This is a genomic window from Baekduia soli, from assembly GCF_007970665.1.
Taxonomy (GTDB): Bacteria; Actinomycetota; Thermoleophilia; order Solirubrobacterales; family Solirubrobacteraceae; genus Baekduia; species Baekduia soli.
In genome coordinates this window covers 1,724,745-1,741,585 of record NZ_CP042430.1, presented here as the reverse complement: position 1 = coordinate 1,741,585, position 16,841 = coordinate 1,724,745, and the positions used below count along the sequence as shown (strand labels likewise).

Below are 16,841 nucleotides of genomic sequence, written 5' to 3'. Positions count from 1 at the left end.
CGCCCTCACGCCGCCATCCGGACGATCGCCTTCTCGACGATCTCGGGGTGGGCCATCGCCAGCTCGATCGTCTCGGGCACGTCCTCGAGGGCGATCTCGTGGGTGATGAGCCGCGCCACCTCGTCGGGGTGGTCGCGCACGATCCGCACGGCGTCGCCGAAGATCCCGACGCTGTTGCGCGAGCCCAGGATGGAGATCTCCTTGCGCGTGAAGGGGACGATGGGCAGGGACACCTCCTGGGAGGAGAGGCCGATGACGACGACGCGCCCGGCGAAGGACACCAGGTCGACCGCCCGGCGGATCGCCACCGGCGCGCCCGTGGCGTCCACGACGACCGTGGGGCCCACCCCGTGCGTCCACTCCCCCAGCGCGTCGGGCACGTCGCCGGCCGCGTCGAAGACGAGCTCGGCGCCGACGGCAGTCGCGCGCTCCAGGCGCTCGGGCACGAGGTCGGAGGCCGCGGCCCGCGCCCCCAGCGCCCGGGCGGCGATGATCGCCGCCTGGCCGATCGGGCCGGCGCCGAGCACGAGGACCGTGTCGCCCTCGACGACCTGCGCACGGACCAGGCCCTGCAGCGCAATGCTCATCGGCTCGGCGAACGCCGCCGCCGGCGCGTCGAGGCCGTCGGCGTCGTGCAGGAGCCGCTCGGGCACGACGAGCTCGTCCTGCAGCCCGCCCGGCGTGTGCACGCCCAGGATGCGCAGCTCCATGCAGCAGTTGCCGCGCCCGACCGAGCACGGGTAGCAGTGCCCGCAGGGCAGCAGCGGCTCGACGGCCACCCGCGTGCCGACCGCGTGCGTGCCCTCGCAACCGGGCCCGAGCGCACGGACCGTGCCGCAGAACTCGTGCCCCTGGACCTGCGGGAACTGCGCGTAGGGGTGCGTCCCCTTGTAGAGCCCGAAGTCCGAGCCGCAGATCCCGACGGCGTCGATGCCGAGGAGGACCTCGCCCGGGCCGGGCTCGGCCACCGCGTCGACCTCGCGCAGCTCCATGGTGCGCGGGGCGCTGGTCACGAGGGCGCGCATCAGGCGAGCATATTCGCGCGGCCCCGTCCGTGGTCGGCGCCTCCTGCACGACGGCGCGGATCCCGCGGTCGCGGATGTCGTGCACGAACAGGGAGGTGATGCCGTCCACCCCGACACGAAGGTCCTGACCGGCGCGCAGTACGCCGAGGCCAACGCGGCCGAGGTGGACAACCTGCTGCTCAGGCGCCGGCCCGCTGCGCGTGCGGGTGCTCCGCCGCGCGCCCCTGGAACGACAGGATGCGCGGGTTGAGGACGCGGCCGTCGCGGATCTCGATCGCCCGCCGCAGCGTCTCGTCGCCGTCGACGGCCTCCGGGCCGGCCATCACGACCGGCACGTACTCCAGCAGCGCCTCGCTGTTCTCCCATGTCGCCGAGTTCCACAGGAACGACGGCGTGTGGTCCACGGCGTAGACGTGCACGCCGTCGCCCACGGTGAACATGGGGTCGGCGAAGCTCGTCGGGCGCGTCCACTCGAACGCCATGCCCTCGTCGCAGGAGACGTCGACGAAGAGCGTCCCCGGCGCGAAGCGCGGCAGGTCCTCGTCCATCACGAACATCAACGGCGCGTCGGTGTCCTGCAGGATGCAGTTGACGATGACGTCGTACTGGGCCAGCACCTCGACGATCGGCCCCGGCTCGGGGTCGCGGAGGACCAGGGTGCGCGTGGGGTTGTCCGGGTCGCGCTCGAAGTGCTGCAGCACGACCGACGGGATCGTCGAGGCGACGGCCGAGACGCTGCGCTGGGTCAGGACCGTCACGTCGGTGACGCCCAGCGCGGTCAGGCCGTTCACCGCGCCGCGCCCGGTGGCGCCGAAGGAGATGACCGCCGCGCGCAGCCGCCGGCCGTAGGCGCCCGTGCTGCCCCGCAGCTGCAGCGCGTGGAGCACCGCGCAGTAGCCGGCGAGCTCGTTGTTCTTGTGGAAGACGTGGACGCTGAACGTGCCCTCGGGCGTCCAGTGGTTCATCGCCTCCCACGCGATGAGCGTCAGCCCGCGGTCGATGGCCAGCTGCGTGATCACCGGGTCCTGGACGCAGTGCACCCAGCCCCAGACGACCTGGCCGGGCCGCAGCCCCTCGAGGTCCTCGGGCAGCGGCTTGGGCAGCACGACGACGTCGCTGCGCTCCAGGAGCTCGTCGCGCTCGAGCAGGCCGGCGACCAGCGGCGCGAGACGGTCGTCGCCGAAGCCGAAGCGCTCGCCGTAGCCGCGCTGCAGCCAGATCCGCTCGCGCAGGCCCGGGTCCAGGCGCTCGAGGTGCGCGGGATGGATCGCGAGCCGGTGCTCGTCGGGCTTGCGGGAGGTGCCGACGATGCCGAGGCTCAGGGGGTCCACCGCGCCGAGTCTAGACCGGGCACGCGCAGGTCACGGCGCGGCCTTCATGAGCTGCGCCGACTCCGCCAGCACGCCGCCGCGCCCCTCGCCCAGGGCCGCCCGCGCGACCCGGGCGGCGTCGAGGATCCTGGCGCGGCCGACGGCGAGTCCTCCATGCCGAAGCGGCTCTTGAGGTCGTCGCCGAGCAGGGGCAGCGCGGAAGCGGCGAACCGCCCGGCCCACGCGGGATCGCGGGCCACGAGCGAGGACGCGCAGTCGCCGATGCCGACGAGTCCCACGGAGACGGAGGTCGACCCGCGATGGTCGCGCACCGGCGCCGGCCGGTTCCTATCCGCCCGAGCTCGACTGCGTGGGCTGCGTGCCGAGGGTGACCGTGAGCGTCGTCGTGCCCGACCCGCGCCGGACCGTCAGCTGCACCTTCTCGCCCGGCCGGTGGGCGGCGATGGCGGCGACGAGGTCGTTGGAGTCCGAGATCGTCGTGCTGCCGAGCCGGGTGACGACGTCGCCGGCGCGCAGGCCCGCAGAGGCCGCCGGGCCGCCGGACGTGACGCTGCCGATCGGCGCGCCCTGGACCGAGGAGGTGTCCGAGGTCGCGACGCCGAGGTAGGCGTGGCTGACCTTCTCGCCCCGCTCGAGGGCCGCCAGCTCGGACCGCACGATGGCGACGGGCACCGCGAAGCCCACGCCGGAGCTCTGGTCGGCGCCGCTGCCGGTGGCGATCTGGTCGACGATCCCGACGACCTCGCCGTCGGCGTCGAGCAGCGGTCCGCCCGAGTTGCCCGGGTTCAGCGCGGCGTCGGTCTGCACGGCGTGGGCGACCGTGAACCCGTTGGGCGCCTGGATCGTGCGGTCCACGCCGGAGACGATCCCGGTGCTGATGCTGCGGGCGTATCCGAACGGGTCGCCGATGGCAGCGACGGACTCGCCGATCGCGACGGAGGAGGTCGCGAGCTTGAGGGGATGCAGCGTCAGGCCGGCGGCGTCGACCTTCAGGACGGCGACGTCGGTCGCGTTGTCGGTGCCGAGGACCGTCGCCTTGCGCGTCGTGCCGTCGGCGAACCTGACGGTGATGGAGGACGCCCCGTCGACGACGTGCTCGGCCGTCACGATGTGGCCGGCCACGTCGACGACGAAGCCGGTGCCGGTGGCCGTCGCGGTCGGCGGCTGGGGCGGCCGGCCGAACGGCGACGCGGAGGCGTCGCCGGCGGTCGACACGCCGCGGGCGGTGATGTCGACCACGCCCGTGGCGGCCGTGGCGTACAGCGCGTGCGCGTCCAGGCCGCCGGCCGAGCCGCTGCTCTCGCCGGCCGCCGACCGCACGACGGTGGTGGTGGCCGTCGTCGTGCGGCCGCCGCCCGAGAGGGCGACCACGCCGGCGCCGGCCCCGCCGCCGAGCAGCGCCGTGGCCGCGACCAGCGCGGCGACCCCGCGCCCCCGGCGGCGCGGCCCGCCGCCGTCGCCCGAGTCCCCGCCCCCGCCCGAGCCGCCGCCGCCGGGCGGCCCGCTGCCGTCCGGCGGGCCGGGGCGTCTGGCCCAGAGGATCCGGTCGTCGGGGGGCTGGCGCAGGGTCGTGGGCATGATCGGGGCGTCTCCGGTGCGGAACGGGGCTGGGCTCGCTTCCAGCCTCCCCCGCACACCACAACGTGACCTCAACGGACCCTGTGGATCGGCTGAGAGGCGAGCCGCAGCCGCAGCAGCACCTCGCCGTCGACGGCCTCGCCGGCGCGCTCGAAGCCGTAGCGCTCGTAGAAGGCGACCGGGTCGCCGTCCCCCAGCCGCGCCTTCGTGGTCAGGGTCTCGACGCCGGGGCGGCCCCGGAAGTAGGCGACGACCAGGTCCAGCACGGCGGTCCCGTGGCCCTTGCGCTGATGGCGCTCGTCGATGAGGAGCTTCCACAGGTAGTGCGGGAGGTAGTCGGGCCCGTCGACCTCGTCGGCGACCATGACGAATCCCACCGGCGTGTCCCCGTCGTGGACCACCCAGCACAGCGCGTGGGCGCCGGGGTGATCGGCGGCCTCGCGCACCGACTCGGCCACGCCGCTGACGAAGCGCTCCTGGCCCGGCGCCACGCGCAGGGAGTAGGCCGCCCGCCGGTCCGACTCGCTCAGCGGGCGCAGCGTCACCATGCGGCGTCAGGCGCAGCCCGCGTGGTCGCACGTGTCCGGCGCAGGCCCGGCGCCGGGGGGCACGGCGACGCAGCAGCCCTCGCCCCGCCAGGCCTCGCGCCCCTCCTTGACCGCGAGCGCGGCGATGAGCAGCCCGACCGCGGGATCCAGCCACCACGCGCCGAACCAGGTGTTGCCGAGCAGCCCCACCAGCAGCGCGCCGGCCAGGTAGGCGCACAGCATGTTCTGGCGTCCTTCGCCCTTGGTCGCCGCCGACCCGAGCTGCTCGGCGATGCGCTGCTTGGCGATCCCGAGCATCGGCATGGCCACGATGGAGCCCCAGGCCAGCAGGATCCCGGCCAGCGTGTGGTCGGCGTGCCGTCCGCCGGCGAGGGCGCGGACGGACTCGACGCCGACGTACGGCGCCAGCAGGAAGAACTGGACGGCGACGAGCTTCTGGGCACGATCCTCGGCGGCGGCGGAGTGGATGCGGTGGCCGGTGAAGCGCCAGATGATGATCACCGACGCGAAGCCCTCGATGGCCGAGTCCAGGCCGAAGCCGACGAGAGCGATCGATCCCGCGACGATGCCGGCGGCCAGCGCGACGGCCCCCTCGACCGTCATCCACACCAGCGACAGCCAGGAGAGCAGCCGGGCCCGGCGGGCCAGCGCCTCGACGGTGGCCCGGTCGGGACCGGAGGCCAGCGGCAGCCCGACCGTGCTCACGCCGGCGCCCCCACGGTGGCCGCGCGCAGGAGGTCGCGGCCGGGCTCGGTCAGGGCGTAGAGCACCATCTTGCCCTCGCGACGCGACGAGGCCAGGCCGGCGGCGCGCAGCGCCCGGACGTGATGGGAGACCAGGTTGTCCGCCTTGCCGGTCACCCAGGCGAGATCGCAGACGCACAGCTCGTCGCTCGCCGCCAGCGCGACGGCGATCACCAGCCGCGTGGGGTCGGCCAGGGCCCGCATCCGGGCCGCCGGGCCCGTCAGGGCCCCGGGGGCCGGGAGCCCGGCGCGGATCGCCTCGGCCTTGGGCAGGTCGAGGCACAGCAGCTCGCAGCGGTCGCCGGACATCGCAACATCCTAACGATCGTTGTTGCGTTCACCGCCCCGGGGGATGCGATCGCATCTCCTGCTGCATCGCAGGGCCGCCGGCCGGAGGTTCGGGTGTCACCGCCGGGGCCTCCGCCTTGTCAGGGGGACGAGACGACGATTCCATGCGGAGGGACCCATGCACGCGACGACGGATGACGAGCTCGAGGCGCTGCGCCGCCACGGCTTCGGCGTGGCCTACCGGATGCTCGGCAGCGTCGCCGAGGCCGAGGACGTGGTGCAGGAGGCGCTCCTGCGCCTGACGCGCCAGGAGGAGGCGATCGTCGAACCCGCCGCCTGGATCACGACGGTGGTCACGCGCATGGCCATCAACGTCCTGAAGTCGTCCCGCGCCCGCCGCGAGGCCTACGTGGGCCCGTGGCTGCCCGAGCCGCTGCTCGAGGACCCGGCGCCCGGCCCGGGCGCGCGCGCCGAGCTCGCCGACTCGCTCTCGCTGGCCCTCCTGGTCGTCCTGGAACGCCTGACCCCGGTCGAGCGCGCGGCCTACCTCCTGCGCGAGGTGTTCGGCTACGACTACGCCGAGATCGCCGCCGTCGTCGAGCGCAGCGAGGTCAACGCGCGCCAGCTCGTGACGCGGGCACGCCGGCACCTGGAGGCCGGCCGCCCGCGCTTCGACGCCGACGAGGCCGCCCGCGACGCACTGCTCGACCGCTTCCTCGCCGCCGCCGAGCGCGGCGACCTGAAGGCGCTGGAGGGCCTCCTCGCGCAGGACGCCGTCCTGTACGCCGACGGCGGCGGCCGGGCGATGGCGCCGCAGGAGCCGCTCGTCGGCGCAGCGCTCATCGCCCGCTTCGTCGCCGGCGTGCTCCAGGTGCGCATGTCGTCGGGCGCATTCGAGACGCGGCCGGTGCGGGTCAACGGCCAGCCCGGCCGGCTCGTGCGCGGCCCGGCCGAGCCGCCGTTCGGGGAGGCCGAGCAGCGGGCGGTCGAGCAGGCGCTGGCCCGCCTGAAGGCCGGTGACGCCGGGGCGCTCCAGCCCCCGGCGCGCCCGGCGGACGCTCCGCCGCCGGCCGGCCTCCGGGTCTGGAGCGTGCTCACCGTCGACGTCGTCGGGGGCCGGATCCAGGCCGTGCGCATCGTGCGCAACCCGGACAAGCTCGGCCACCTCTGAGCTGTCACGGCACGGCGGGCTGCGCTGTCAGACCTGCGGCCCCACCCCCACGACCGACAGGAGCGTCATGTCCGACGTCGCCGTCCAGCCCTTCTCCGGCACCTACCGCGCCCGGCCGGAGCCCTCGACCTTCGCCTTCTCGGTGCGCCACTCGGGCGTCTTCCGCTACCGCGGCACGGTGCCCGACGTCGCGGCGACGTTGTGCGCCGACGACGACGGCCTGTCGCTCGAGGGCACCGCCCGCGTCGGCTCCATCTCGGTGGTCGAGCCCGCCGCGATGCGCGCGAGCGTGCTCGGGCCCGCGTTCTTCGACGCCGAGCACCACCCCGAGATCGCATTCCGCTCGACGGCGATCCGCCTGGCCGGCGACGGCCGCGCCGAGGTCGACGGCGAGCTCACGATCAAGGGCATCACGCGACCGGTCCGCGCCCGCGGTCGCCACGCCGCGCCGCGGCAGGCCGCCTTCGGGGAGGTCGCGGGGCTCGAGCTGCGCACGACGGTCGACCGCCGCGACTTCGGCATGGACTGGCAGGCCGAGCTGCCCGGCGGCGGCGAGGCGGTGGGCTGGGAGGTCGACGTGGAGATCGACCTGCTGCTCATGCGCGAGGACGCCGGCGCAGGCGGGTGACGTCACGGCCTCCGCGCGCGGTTGACCGGCCCGGACCCGGGTGCTTATGTGGCGTCGTGGTCCGGGCGCATCGTGACGACGTGCGGGAGGCGGGGCCGGCGCAGCGTGCCGCTGCGGCCCCCGAGCGCGTCGCGCCGGCCGCGCGGATCCTGGCGCTGCAGCGCAGCGCGGGGAATGCCGTGGTGGCCGGCCTCGCGCGCCGGCCGGCGCCGGTGCGCAGCGTCCTGGCGCGCGACCCCACGCCGGCGCCCGCCCCGCCCGCCGCGCCGACGGTCGTCTCGACCCAGCCCGCGGGCGACCACCAGGTGCTCGTCACGCTCGACGACGGCGCGCGCTACCGCGTCACGCGCAGGGTCAAGGCCCGCAGGGTCACCGACCCCGGCGCGCCGAAGGTCACGTTCCACGGCGACAAGGAGCGCGTGTGGATGCGCGTCTCCTGGTGCGAGGGGACCAAGGGCAGCATCGACGTCGGCGCCGACCCGCAGGGCGCCGCCGAGCAGGTCCTGCAGAGGATCGGCAAGGAGCTCGTCGGTGGGGGCAGCATGCAGCGGGTGATCGACGCCGTGGAGGGCGCCGAGCTCAAGCCGTTCGTGAAGGTCGACGTCGCGGCGTCGGGCTCGTGGAGGGTCACCGGCGACGTGTCGGTCACGGTCAACCGCAACGGCGTCCCGGGGTTCGACAGCGGCGTGACCCTGCGCATCGGGTCCGTGTCCGTCAAGGGCGACATCGGCGGGTCGAACCTCGGCGACGACACCAGGCGCCCCGAGGTCCACGGCGGCATCAAGATCGAGATCCCCCTGGACCCCGTGCCGAAGCACACCTGCCAGCCCAGGACGGTCGACATCACCTGGGAGTACACGTGCGAGCGCGAGCGTGACGTGCAGGAGACGGTGATGCTCCAGCCCCCCGACATCGAGCACCACGACCCCGCGTCCGTGTTCGTGTACTTCCCCTACCGCAGCGACGCGCCCGAGCTCGACCGCTCCGCCGAGGAGCTGCACCGCCTCGACCAGCTGGCCGGCGCCGGGTACCGCGTGCTGGGCGTCGACGGCTACGCGTCGCCCGAGGGACCGCAGGACCCGCGGCCCGACGGCTCGTTCCCGGGCAACCGGGCGCTGTCGCAGAAGCGCGCCGACGCCGCGATGGCGATCGTGCGCGCGCGGGCCCGGCCCGACCTGATGCGGTTCCGGACGCTCGGCGTCGCCGAGGGCGCGGCTTCCGTCGGCCGCGGCGAGAAGTACCCGCTCAGGCGCAAGGTGGGCACGGACGGCGTCGAGACCGAGGAGGAGCTCACGGGCAACGACCTCGAGCAGCCCGTCGTGGACACGTTCACCGCCGACCCCGAGGAGCTCGGCCGCGTCCCCGAGCGCGACCGCGAGCGGATCGCCGCGGCGCGATCCACGCGCGCCAAGGCCCAGCTCATCTACCCGTGGCTGCGGCGCGCCGAGATCCGGCTGCGCCACGACTGGACCGAGCACCCCGATCCCGTGCCGCACACGCAGACGGTGACCCGGCGCGACCCGGCCGGCCCGTGCCCGGCGATCGTCGGCGCGGCCGCCGACCGCTTCTGGGGCGAGCCGGCCAGGACGCAGTAGCTCCGCTCACGCCCTGCGCAGCGCCAAGGTGGGCGGCATGCGCGACGCGCGGACGGCGGGCAGCAGGCCGGCGAACCGCGCCGATCAGGATCGCCGCGGCGATGCCGCCGGCCCACGCCTCGGCGGGGATTACGACGGCCCAGTGCTCCGCGCCGGCGGGTGGCGTCAGGGCCTTGCCCGCGTCGGTGGCCTTCTTCCAGACCGCGGGGCTCACGTCGATCCTGCACGTGGACTCGCCCTTGGTCACCGCTGCATCCTCGGATCGTGGGTCGGGTCGGGGTACATCGCCGGGCAGCCGCCGCCGACGGCCTGCGGGCGCAGCTCGTAGTGCCAGGGCTCGTTGGCGTAGACCGGGCACAGCCCGTACGCGGCGCCGTGGGCCGAGAGCCACGCGGTGGCCGCCGCGGGCCCGAGGTCGACGGCGTCGCCGGACACGTGCGCCGACGTCGTGCCGGTGGCCACCCACCTGGCCGCCTCCTGCTCGGAGCCGTACGTCGCGACCGCCTCGCGGCGGAGCTGGTCCTCGTAGGCCGGCGAGCGCCACCCGCCGTTGACGACGAACCGGACGCCGGCGTTCGCCGCATCGGTCGCCGCTCGGCGCACGGCGGCCAACAGGGCAGGATCGAGGTTGGCGACCCCGGGAAGGCCGCCGTCGAAGACCGTCGCGCCGGCGGGGACGGCACCGCCGGCCTCGCCGAGCGCGCCGTCGCGGCCGGCCCGATGGTCGTCGGCGGGCGCGGCGGTCGACGACGGCCGCGCCGGGGAGGAGGGGGGCTCCCGGTGGCCGAGCGCGGCGACGAGCGCCGCGAGGAGGACGACGAGCAGGCCCGCGAGCCCGGTCCGGCGAAGGCGGATCCGGGGGGCCGGTGTGCGTGCTGGATGGCCGTAGGTCACGCGGCCAGTGAACGCGGCGCGGTGTTGCCGTCACGTATGCGACGTTCCATACGCCGGCGATATGTCCCGGCCCTAGCATCCGGGCATGCGCGTGTTGCTCGTCGAGGACGAGCCGTACATGGCGGAGGCCATCCGCGATGGCCTGCGCCTGGAGGCCATCGCGGCCGACATCGCCGGCGACGGCGACACCGCGCTGGAACTCCTGAGCGTCAACGCCTACGACATCGCCGTCCTGGACCGCGACATCCCCGGACCCAGCGGCGACGAGGTGGCCGAGCACATCGTCGCCTCCGGCAGCGGCCTGCCGATCCTCATGCTCACCGCCGCCGACCGGCTGGACGACAAGGCCTCGGGCTTCGGGCTCGGCGCCGACGACTACCTCACCAAGCCGTTCGAGCTCCGCGAGCTCGTGCTCCGCCTCCGGGCGCTGGATCGCCGGCGCGCCCACAGCCGGCCGCCGGTGCAGGAGATCGCGGGGCTGCGCGTGGACCCGTTCCGCCGCGAGGTCCACCGCGACGGGCGCCACGTCGCGCTGACCCGCAAGCAGTTCGCGGTGCTCGAGGTCCTCGTCGCCGCCGAGGGCGGCGTCGTCAGCGCCGAGGAGCTGCTGCGGCGCGCGTGGGACGAGAACGCCGACCCGTTCACCAACGCCGTGCGCATCACGGTCTCCGGGCTGCGCAAGCGCCTCGGCGAGCCGTGGATCGTCGCCACCGTGCCCGGCGCCGGCTACCGCATCGACGCCGCGCGCCAGGAGGGCGGGCGTGGATAGACCCCCCGGGCTGAGCGTCCGCCTCAAGCTCACCCTCAGCTACGCCGGCTTCCTCATGCTCGCCGGGGCCGTGCTGCTGGCCGCGGGGTACTTCTCGCTCTCGCGCGGCGCGCATCCCGGGGTGATCTTCCTGGTCCGCAGCCACGCCGACCTGCTGCGCAACTTCGCGCCGACGGCGGCCGCGGTGCTGCTCTTCCTGCTGGTGTTCGGCCTGCTGGGAGGGTGGTTCCTGGCCGGCCGCATGCTCGCCCCGCTGACCCGCATCACGGACGCCACGCGCACGGCCGCGACCGGGTCGCTGGCCCACCGCATCGGGCTGCCGGGCCGCCGCGACGAGTTCCGCGAGCTCGCCGATGCGTTCGACGCCATGCTCGCGCGCCTCGAGGCCCACGTCGCCGAGCAGCAGCGGTTCGCCGCCAACGCCTCGCACGAGCTGCGCACGCCGCTGGCGATCACCCAGACGCTGCTCGACGTGGCCCGCAGCGACCCGACCCGCGTCAACGGGGAGCTCGACGACCGCCTCCGCGCCGTCAACACCCGGGCCATCGATCTCACCGAGGCGCTGCTCATGCTCAGCCGCGCCGACCGGCGCTCCTTCCTCACGGAGCCGGTCGACCTGTCGCTCGTCGCCGAGGAGGCCGCCGAGACGCTGCTGCCGCTCGCCGAGGAGCGCGGGGTCACGATCGAGACGTCCGGCGACCTGACCTCCACGCTCGGCTCACCCGCGCTCCTGCTGCAGATGGCGACCAACCTCCTGCACAACGCGATCGTTCACAACCTGCCCGAACGCGGCACGGTCCGGGTCACGTCCGGCATGCAGGCCGACGGGATGGCGCTCACCGTGGAGAACACCGGCGAGCCGCTCAGCCCGCACCTGGTCGCCACGCTCACCGAGCCGTTCCAGCGCGGCAGCAAGCGTGCCCGCACCGACCACGCGGGCATCGGCCTCGGCCTGGCGATCGTCCGGAGCATCGCCGAGGCCCACGACGGGACCCTGACCCTGACCCCGCGGCCCACCGGCGGGCTCTGCGTCACGGTGCGCCTCCCCGCGTCGCCGCAGCGCACGGATCCTGTCCGCACCTGAACCCCCGCGGACTCGTCACGGCTCCAGCTCCAGTCCAGGCCGTGCGTGGCGAACGCCTCGTTGAAGGCTGCCCGTGGGCTGGGCACCCGGTCCTCCACCGGACCACGTCCGAGGTGTTCCAGCGGCGCCTGCGCGAATCGGGCGGCACGGGCGGCCGGCGTGAGGGTCGCGCTCGTCACCACGACGCCCCGCGAGAACGCCGGCGTGGTCGGCGACCGCGTCATGCACCGCGGGATGGTCGCGCGCTACGGCTGAGCCGAGATCCTCGGCGTCGTCGTGGTCGGTGGCGCCTGCGGCGAGCGCGGCGTCGGTGACCGCGTCGACCTCGTCGCTGAACAGCGGGTTGAAGCTGAACCCGAGCGCCGCGAAGAACGTCTTGCTGCGCTCGACGTCGGCCACGGGCAGTACGGAGCGACCGCGCGTGTAGCCTGCGGCGCAGGCGACCCACGATGCCCGGAGCGTGCGACATGGCGTACACCGTTGACTTCAAGGACGTCTCGACCGTCGGTCTCGAGTCGTCACCCTTCGCGGACGCGCTCGCGGGGCTGCGGGCCAACGAGGCGCGCTACTTCAAGAACAAGTACGACCACGACTTCACGGTGGAGTCCGCGAGCGACGCCGCGGCGACCATCGAGTGGGTGCACCGGATCCTCGAGGAGGAACGGGACATCGTGATCGCGTCCCGTCCACTGCAGGCGACGGCGTTCCAGGTCGAGAACATCCGCATGGCCTACGTGTTCTACGAGAGCGGGCTGTCGGTCAACGTGATGTACACGGTCGACGGCGACGCGAAGCGGGCGGTCGGCTTCAAGCTGTCCGATGGGATGGACATCCCCGCCGAGCTCGTGCCACGCTTCAAGTTCGCCCGCCAGAAGTCGAAGCTGGCCGGGACGATCCGCGGGTCCTACTTCGTCATCAAGAACGAGTACTGACCCGGGAGCTCGCGCAACGCCCCGTCGCGGCATCCGGCGCCGGTGCCCAGTGCCCCGAGCCCGGGACCGAAGACGCCGGTCAGCGCGGCCGAGAAGGCGCAGGCGAGCGACGCACACGCGAGGGCGACGCGCCACGACGCGATGGCCCAGCCGGCCGGCCACGAGCGCGCCGAGCGCCGCGCCGGGACCGACCGCGGCCAGACCGTGCGCAGCGGCGGGCGCGCTCGGCGCCGCTCCGCGCCGAGCTGCGGCCCGTCGACGACCATGCCGCCGCCGATGGCCGTGACGACGGCCCGGCCCGGCGTCTTCAGCGCCGGGAGCGGCGGCATGCCCAACGGCCCGGAGCCGAAGCCGACGGCGGCGTGCAGCTGCAGGCCGCGACGGTGACGGCGACGAGGACGATGGTCTCCGGCGGCGATACCCGGGGTACGGGCCGACCCCGGCCGGCGGCTCTCAGCGCTGCACGCGATAGCGCACGTGCGTCGCGTGCGGCGAGTGGAGGGTCTCGACCGGCGTCAGCGCGAGCTCGGTGATCCCGTCGAACAACCGCTCGCCCGCCCCGAGCAGCACCGGGGCGATGTCGAGGGTCAGCTCGTCCACGACCCCGGCCGTGAGTGCCTGGCGCACCGTCGACGCGCCGCCTGCGATGTCGACGCCGCGCTCGCCGGCGATCGCCGTGGCCTGCTCGAACGCCGCGTCGAAGCCCTCGGTGACGAAGTGGAACGTGGTGCCACCCTGCATCTCGATCGGGTCGTGGGCGTGGTGGGTGAGGACGAAGACGGGGGCGTGGTAGGGCGGCTCGTCGCCCCACCAGCCGCGCCAGTCCTCGTCCCAGGCGCCGCGGATCGGGCCGAACATGTTGCGGCCCATGACGTAGGCGCCGCGCGGGCGCATCAGCCAGCTCTGGGCGGTCAGGTCCGCCTCGTCCGTCACGTCGCCCAGATGCCAGTCGTGGACCTGCCTGCCGCCGACGCCGAGCGGGTTCTCGCGGCTCTGGCTCGGCCCGGCGACGAAGCCGTCGAGCGAGATGGACATATGGCAGGTCGTCAGGGTCATGGGTCTCAGACTGACACCGATCCCGGAACTCATCGGCGCGGTCATCGCCGGGGCACCAGGGTCTGCGCGAACGCTCCGCACCGGAAGCGCTGCTCGTCGACGACCTCGAGCGGCGAGCCCCACCTCCTGCTTGCTCGGCTCGAACTCTGAGTCCTCACCGCGCAGCCGGAGCGCGGCGTTTGCTCTGATCTCACAAACGGCGGGACGTCGACGTTGTGGCGCTTGTGAGCACATCATCTCTTGCGACCAGTGCTGGGAGTCCTTCGGCAAGTGAGGGCGTCCAGTTCGTCGGGCTGGCGGTGGTGTGGGGAACGTCGTTTCTGCTCATCAAAGTTGCCGAGCATTCGTTTGCCCCAATGCAGGTTGGCTTCGGGAGAGCATTGGTCGGCGCCGTCACCCTGGCCCTGTTCGCGGCCGCTCGTTCGCAGCGTCTTCCCCGCTCGCCGCAGACGTGGGCACACCTGTTTGTCGCTGGAGCTCTGCTCAACGCGGTGCCATTCGCGCTGTTCGCATACGGCGAAGAGCACACGTCGAGCATTCTCGCGGGCATCTGGAGCGCGACCTCGCCGCTGTTCACGCTCCCGGTCGCGATCGCGCTGATCCGCGACGAGCACGGCGATCGCCGGCGCGTCAGCGGACTGATCCTCGGATTCATCGGTGTCCTGGTCGTCCTCGGCGCCTGGAACGGACTCGGCAAGACGTCCGTCGAGGGCAATCTCTTGTGTCTCGGGGCGGCGGCCTCGTTCGGCTTTGGCTACGCCTACACCCGACGCTTCCTCTCAGGCCGGCCCGAGGGATCGCTGAGCCTGACCACCGCCCAGGTCGGATGCGCCGCCCTGCAACTCGCGATCGTCACCGCGCTGGTGACCACCCCACCACATCGCGTGCACGCCGACGCCGCTGCCTGTATCGCCGCGCTCGGCGTGCTGGGAACTGGCGTCGCCTACGTCCTCAACTACGGACTGATCCGAACGTTTGGCGCAACCAACGCCTCAACTGTGACCTATCTGATCCCGATCTTCTCCACCTTCTCCGGCGTCGTGCTTCTCCACGAGACCTTCGCCGCCAACCAGCCGCTGGGCGCGGCCGTCATCCTCCTCGGCGCCGCAACCGCCCAAGGACGGTTGGGTCGTCGACGCGGAAGACCGCCGCGCTAGCGATCGCCCGAACCCGACCGCGATCGCCTCGGTTCGACCTCACCGTCCTACGCCGTCTGGACCCGGCGCCAGCGCTTCCCATGCGATGGCCAGGAGAAGCTCGGGCCGACGCCTGGGCACGTGCTCCTGAGCGACTCCCATACGACAGGCGTCTGCGGGCTACCGGGTGCGCTGGGCGACGACGATGGCGATGTCGTCGATCGGAGCGTCCGCGCCGACGAGGTCGCGAAGGATGGCGCGACACACACGTTCGGGTTCGTCGGCGACGGCCGCGGCCAGGAGCCGGCCCAGACCCTGGACGAGGTGCTCGCCGCGGCGCTCGATCAGGCCGTCGGTGTAGAGCACCAGGGCCGCACCTCGGGGAAGCTCGAGTTCTACCGAGCGGCGCTGGCCAGCGCTCATGGCGCCAAGCGGCGGCCCGACCGGCGCTTGGACCAGGTGCGCGCCGTGCTCCGGGTCGGCGATCACCGGCGGAGGGTGCCCGGCCGTGGCGATCCGGAAGCGGTGGAACGGCGGGCTGGCTACCGCGCACACCACCGTGGCCATCATGTCGATCTCGAAGTGCTCGACCTTGCGGTCGGTGAGCTTGAGCACCTCCTCAGGGGTCGAAGCGATCAGCGAGTAGGCGCGCAGCGCGCTGCGCACGCGCCCCATGACCACGGCCGCGCCGAGCCCGTGGCCGGCGACGTCGCCGACGACGAGCCAGAGGTCGCCGGACGGAACCACGAAGGCGTCGTACCAGTCGCCGCCCACGCTGCGGTCGTCGGGCGTGATGTACCGGCTGGCGAACTGCAGCCCCTCGCAGGCGGGCAGGGCCGCGGGAAGCAGGCTTCGCTCAAGCAGCCCAGCGGCGGCGTGCTCGACGGCCCCCTGGCGTCGCGCGACGGCACCCACGACACGATCGGCCACCACCTCGAGAAGCTCGACGTCCGCCGGCCCGAAGGGCCGATCCTCGATGCGCCCGACGTGCAGGACGCCGATCACTCGCCGGCCGGCGAGCAGCGGGACGCCGAGCATCTTGCGGACGCCCTTCTCCCACAGGATCGGGTTTGCGACCGTCGTGGCATCGACACGCTCAAGGACGATGGGCTGACCCTGAGCGGCGATCCGCCCCGCGAATCCGGCGCCGAGTGGGATGTGGACGCCCTGGTAGACCTCCTCTTCCAACCCACGAGCCGCGCGCGCCACGAGATGACGTGAGGCTGCGTCGACCATCAGGACCGCCGCCGTGTCGGCGTCGAAGATCTCCTGCGTGCGTCGCAACAGTTCCGCCAGTAGCTCGTCGACGTCGAGACGACCCAATGTCGCGTCGGTCACCGACCGCAGGTCGCGGAGCCGGTCCTCCGCGTGAGCGGTCAGATTCGTGGGATCGGGCAAGTGCGTGGCAGTCGGGTTCGCCGGCTCCAGCCGACTGGGCCCGGCGACGTCCAAGCGCATAGCATGGCACCTGTACCCGGGAGTTCAACGGGGAGCGAGGCTCCTACGCTGGCGGGCATCGACGCTCCCAGCCGTGTGCAGCCCGAGATGAACCCGGTCGGGCCGAGCCGATCGCCGCCGCGCTTGCGCCCACGCGACAGGCCCAGCGAACGGCCCTTGGCTGTGCTCCTCGTTGGCCCACCACCGCCAAACGCCCGATGGCAATGCGGAATCGGGCCCTGGTCGTGACCCCGACCAGGACAGGGGTCGAGGCATGGGCTGGCGGTGGTGGGCCAGACAGGTCAGGACGGCGAGACAGGTCAGACGGAACACCGCAGAGAGACAGGAGACAGATCATCGAGAGAGGCCGAGCACGGGGACGCGGGCGAAGATGGGACCGACAACAGGAACCGGGACCGATCAAGGCATGGGCGGCGGGCTCGGCGAGAGGTGCGGTTTCGGAGCGAGGGCAGCGGCGTCGTCGTTGCGGCCGCGTTGGCTGGCCGGCGGTGGCGACGGAAGGCCGTGACTGAATCAAGCCAGCAGCTCTGGCGAGATGGCCAGCTTGCCGGCGCCGACCGACGGTTCCGAGCAGCCCCGCCTGGCGGACCGCTGGGAATTCACGA

18 protein-coding genes are annotated in these 16,841 nt (G+C 73.6%); 7 read left to right on the top strand and 11 right to left on the bottom strand.

All coding sequences use genetic code 11. The features are described from left to right. Positions 1 to 5: 5 nt before the first annotated feature. From FSW04_RS08095 to FSW04_RS08070, 6 genes are all read right to left on the bottom strand, one after another. Positions 6 to 1,025: a zinc-binding dehydrogenase gene (locus FSW04_RS08095; RefSeq protein WP_146918113.1), complete on the bottom strand. Its 1,020-nt coding sequence runs from the start codon at positions 1,023 to 1,025 to the stop codon at positions 6 to 8. A 179-nt stretch (positions 1,026 to 1,204) separates the two neighbouring features. Beyond that, positions 1,205 to 2,356, bottom strand: a complete 1,152-nt coding sequence (locus FSW04_RS08090) for a N(5)-(carboxyethyl)ornithine synthase (protein WP_146918110.1) — start codon at positions 2,354 to 2,356, stop codon at positions 1,205 to 1,207. A gap of 327 nt (positions 2,357 to 2,683) precedes the next feature. Further along, positions 2,684 to 3,934 carry a S1C family serine protease gene (locus tag FSW04_RS08085; RefSeq protein ID WP_146918108.1) on the bottom strand — a complete coding sequence of 417 codons (1,251 nt, stop codon included), beginning with the start codon at positions 3,932 to 3,934 and terminating at the stop codon, positions 2,684 to 2,686. 71 nt (positions 3,935 to 4,005) lie between these two features. Beyond that, entirely contained in the window at positions 4,006 to 4,482 is a 477-nt protein-coding gene (locus FSW04_RS08080) for a GNAT family N-acetyltransferase (RefSeq protein WP_146918106.1), read from the bottom strand. A 6-nt stretch (positions 4,483 to 4,488) separates the two neighbouring features. Continuing rightward, on the bottom strand, positions 4,489 to 5,187 hold the full coding sequence (locus tag FSW04_RS08075; protein WP_228431005.1) for a cation transporter: 699 nt from the start codon (positions 5,185 to 5,187) through the stop codon (positions 4,489 to 4,491). Next, a complete protein-coding gene (locus FSW04_RS08070) occupies positions 5,184 to 5,534 on the bottom strand; it encodes an ArsR/SmtB family transcription factor (RefSeq protein ID WP_146918104.1) in 351 nt (116 codons plus the stop codon). The genes FSW04_RS08075 and FSW04_RS08070 overlap by 4 nt, the downstream gene beginning before the upstream one ends. A 157-nt stretch (positions 5,535 to 5,691) precedes the next feature. Here FSW04_RS08070 and sigJ point away from each other — a divergent pair, with 157 nt between their 5' ends. The 3 genes from sigJ (at position 5,692) to FSW04_RS08055 (ending at position 8,907) form a co-directional block, all read left to right on the top strand. Beyond that, complete coding sequence (gene sigJ / locus FSW04_RS08065; protein ID WP_146918101.1) at positions 5,692 to 6,684, top strand: RNA polymerase sigma factor SigJ; 993 nt, start codon at positions 5,692 to 5,694, stop codon at positions 6,682 to 6,684. A gap of 67 nt (positions 6,685 to 6,751) precedes the next feature. Beyond that, positions 6,752 to 7,312, top strand: coding sequence for a YceI family protein (locus FSW04_RS08060; RefSeq protein ID WP_146918099.1), 561 nt, complete (start codon positions 6,752 to 6,754; stop codon positions 7,310 to 7,312). Positions 7,313 to 7,368: 56 nt separating this feature from the next. Further along, entirely contained in the window at positions 7,369 to 8,907 is a 1,539-nt protein-coding gene (locus tag FSW04_RS08055; RefSeq protein WP_187369340.1) for an OmpA family protein, read from the top strand. Between the two features lie 243 nt (positions 8,908 to 9,150). Here FSW04_RS08055 and FSW04_RS08050 read toward each other — a convergent pair whose 3' ends face one another. Then, positions 9,151 to 9,801 carry a D-alanyl-D-alanine carboxypeptidase family protein gene (locus tag FSW04_RS08050; protein ID WP_146918095.1) on the bottom strand — a complete coding sequence of 217 codons (651 nt, stop codon included), beginning with the start codon at positions 9,799 to 9,801 and terminating at the stop codon, positions 9,151 to 9,153. Positions 9,802 to 9,886: 85 nt separating this feature from the next. On the opposite strand from FSW04_RS08050, the gene FSW04_RS08045 reads away from it, so the two are divergent. Together FSW04_RS08045 and FSW04_RS08040 are read left to right on the top strand one after the other, a co-directional pair. Continuing rightward, positions 9,887 to 10,570, top strand: a complete 684-nt coding sequence (locus tag FSW04_RS08045) for a response regulator transcription factor (RefSeq protein ID WP_146918093.1) — start codon at positions 9,887 to 9,889, stop codon at positions 10,568 to 10,570. Beyond that, positions 10,563 to 11,654: a sensor histidine kinase gene (locus tag FSW04_RS08040; RefSeq protein ID WP_146918091.1), complete on the top strand. Its 1,092-nt coding sequence runs from the start codon at positions 10,563 to 10,565 to the stop codon at positions 11,652 to 11,654. The genes FSW04_RS08045 and FSW04_RS08040 overlap by 8 nt, the downstream gene beginning before the upstream one ends. Positions 11,655 to 11,669: 15 nt before the next feature. On the opposite strand, the gene FSW04_RS26920 is transcribed toward FSW04_RS08040, so the two are convergent. Beyond that, positions 11,670 to 12,053, bottom strand: a complete 384-nt coding sequence (locus FSW04_RS26920) for a VOC family protein (RefSeq protein WP_228431003.1) — start codon at positions 12,051 to 12,053, stop codon at positions 11,670 to 11,672. 68 nt (positions 12,054 to 12,121) lie between these two features. Here FSW04_RS26920 and FSW04_RS08030 point away from each other — a divergent pair, with 68 nt between their 5' ends. After that, complete coding sequence (locus FSW04_RS08030; protein ID WP_146918088.1) at positions 12,122 to 12,586, top strand: phage tail protein; 465 nt, start codon at positions 12,122 to 12,124, stop codon at positions 12,584 to 12,586. Here FSW04_RS08030 and FSW04_RS08025 read toward each other — a convergent pair. Together FSW04_RS08025 and FSW04_RS08020 are read right to left on the bottom strand one after the other, a co-directional pair. Beyond that, the gene (locus FSW04_RS08025; protein WP_146918085.1) at positions 12,559 to 12,915 is read right to left on the bottom strand and encodes a hypothetical protein; all 357 of its coding nucleotides are present in this window, start codon (positions 12,913 to 12,915) and stop codon (positions 12,559 to 12,561) included. The genes FSW04_RS08030 and FSW04_RS08025 overlap by 28 nt on opposite strands. 124 nt (positions 12,916 to 13,039) lie before the next feature. Further along, complete coding sequence (locus FSW04_RS08020) at positions 13,040 to 13,642, bottom strand: dihydrofolate reductase family protein (protein WP_146918083.1); 603 nt, start codon at positions 13,640 to 13,642, stop codon at positions 13,040 to 13,042. A 224-nt stretch (positions 13,643 to 13,866) separates the two neighbouring features. Between FSW04_RS08020 and FSW04_RS08015 the strand changes: the two genes are divergently transcribed. Beyond that, positions 13,867 to 14,799: a DMT family transporter gene (locus tag FSW04_RS08015; RefSeq protein ID WP_187369339.1), complete on the top strand. Its 933-nt coding sequence runs from the start codon at positions 13,867 to 13,869 to the stop codon at positions 14,797 to 14,799. 159 nt (positions 14,800 to 14,958) lie between these two features. Here the strand turns inward: FSW04_RS08015 and FSW04_RS08010 are convergent, their stop codons facing one another. Further along, positions 14,959 to 16,176, bottom strand: a complete 1,218-nt coding sequence (locus FSW04_RS08010) for a PP2C family protein-serine/threonine phosphatase (protein WP_228431001.1) — start codon at positions 16,174 to 16,176, stop codon at positions 14,959 to 14,961. Between the last annotated feature and the right edge of the window lie 665 nt (positions 16,177 to 16,841).

What these genes read in the sequence shown, in the direction of transcription:
- FSW04_RS08095 (WP_146918113.1), bottom strand. Translation starts at nt 1,025, where the DNA reads ATGCGCGCCCTCGTGACCAGCGCCCCGCGCACCATGGAGCTGCGCGAG.
- FSW04_RS08085 (WP_146918108.1), bottom strand. Translation starts at nt 3,934, where the DNA reads ATGCCCACGACCCTGCGCCAGCCCCCCGACGACCGGATCCTCTGGGCC.
- FSW04_RS08070 (WP_146918104.1), bottom strand. Translation starts at nt 5,534, where the DNA reads ATGTCCGGCGACCGCTGCGAGCTGCTGTGCCTCGACCTGCCCAAGGCC.
- FSW04_RS08080 (WP_146918106.1), bottom strand. Translation starts at nt 4,482, where the DNA reads ATGGTGACGCTGCGCCCGCTGAGCGAGTCGGACCGGCGGGCGGCCTAC.
- FSW04_RS08045 (WP_146918093.1), top strand. Translation starts at nt 9,887, where the DNA reads ATGCGCGTGTTGCTCGTCGAGGACGAGCCGTACATGGCGGAGGCCATC.
- FSW04_RS08060 (WP_146918099.1), top strand. Translation starts at nt 6,752, where the DNA reads ATGTCCGACGTCGCCGTCCAGCCCTTCTCCGGCACCTACCGCGCCCGG.
- FSW04_RS08025 (WP_146918085.1), bottom strand. Translation starts at nt 12,915, where the DNA reads ATGCCGCCGCTCCCGGCGCTGAAGACGCCGGGCCGGGCCGTCGTCACG.
- FSW04_RS08020 (WP_146918083.1), bottom strand. Translation starts at nt 13,642, where the DNA reads ATGACCCTGACGACCTGCCATATGTCCATCTCGCTCGACGGCTTCGTC.
- sigJ (WP_146918101.1), top strand. Translation starts at nt 5,692, where the DNA reads ATGCACGCGACGACGGATGACGAGCTCGAGGCGCTGCGCCGCCACGGC.
- FSW04_RS08030 (WP_146918088.1), top strand. Translation starts at nt 12,122, where the DNA reads ATGGCGTACACCGTTGACTTCAAGGACGTCTCGACCGTCGGTCTCGAG.